Consider the following 1,027-nt stretch of genomic DNA (forward strand, 5'->3'; position numbering starts at 1 on the left):
ATCACTCAGTGGGGTAGTGGGGTAGGTTGGGCAAATAATGATAGTTTGACAATTTGATCATCAATCATGTCCATTTGCCCACCCTACAAAAGCGATTGGCCGTAGGCCACGCTACGCGATCGCACTATTCCCCATTCCCTATTCCCTATTCCCGACTTCTGCAAGAAGTCTATTGAATTAAAAGGATATCTAATCAAAAAATGAGTAGGACACAAGTTAGTACAGAACATATTAGTATTAATCCCGAAATTCGCTTCGGTAAACCTTGCATTACGGGAACAAGGATAGCTGTTATTGATATTGTCAATTGCTATCTAAACCTGGAAGAATCAATTGAAGATATTGCTAAAGATTATAATTTATCTCTAGCTTCGGTTCATGCTGCAATGGCCTATTATTACGATCATCGAGAAGAACTGGAAATTCGTAAGGCAGAAGGGGAAGCATTTGCTCAAAAATTTGCTAAAAATAACCCTTCTTTATTACAGGAAAAACTTAGGAATTTAAAGGGTGAGTAAAAGGATTCGTTATCATTTGGATGAGCATATTAAATCGGTAATTGCCCGGGAATTACGCCATCGTGGAATTGATGTCACAACTACGGTTGAAGTCCAGTTGAGAACTAAAAGTGATGAGTCTCAATTAGCTTTTGCAAGTCGATAAGGGAGAGTATTAGTAACTCATGATAATGATTTTCTTAAACTAGCAGTTACAAATCCTAATCATTCAGGCATTGCTTATTGTCATCAAACTAAGCGTTCTCTTGGTCAAATTATTGAAACTTTGGTGTTAATGTATGAGGTTTATACTCCTGAAGATATGATTGATCGTGTTGAATTTTTATAAAATGCGATCGCAATTATAAACGTAGCTTGGGTTGAGGCACGTTTCCGTAAGCATTCAGCTATCAGCCTATGGGCTACGCGCATTAGCTGATAGCTGAATGCTGATAGCTGATATAGCAATCCCTGTAGGAATTTAGAGAACTTTGTTCCCTACTCCCTACTCCCTACTCCCTACTCCCTGA

Annotated in this window: 2 protein-coding genes and 1 pseudogene; all 3 read left to right on the forward strand. The window is 38.6% G+C overall.

Annotated features, from left to right (window positions below; genetic code table 11):
• Window positions 1–53: 53 nt before the first annotated feature.
• On the forward strand, window positions 54–176 hold the full coding sequence (locus F6K53_RS45335; RefSeq protein WP_293087763.1) for a hypothetical protein: 123 nt from the start codon (window positions 54–56) through the stop codon (window positions 174–176).
• Between the two features lie 24 nt (window positions 177–200).
• On the forward strand, window positions 201–518 hold the full coding sequence (locus F6K53_RS45340; protein WP_293087766.1) for a DUF433 domain-containing protein: 318 nt from the start codon (window positions 201–203) through the stop codon (window positions 516–518).
• Window positions 511–846: pseudogene (locus F6K53_RS46400) on the forward strand (DUF5615 family PIN-like protein). The gene F6K53_RS45340 and the pseudogene F6K53_RS46400 overlap by 8 nt, the downstream one beginning before the upstream one ends.
• Window positions 847–1,027: the final 181 nt, after the last annotated feature.

This window comes from Moorena sp. SIO4A1 (assembly GCF_010672065.1).
Lineage (GTDB): Bacteria > Cyanobacteriota > Cyanobacteriia > Cyanobacteriales > Coleofasciculaceae > Moorena.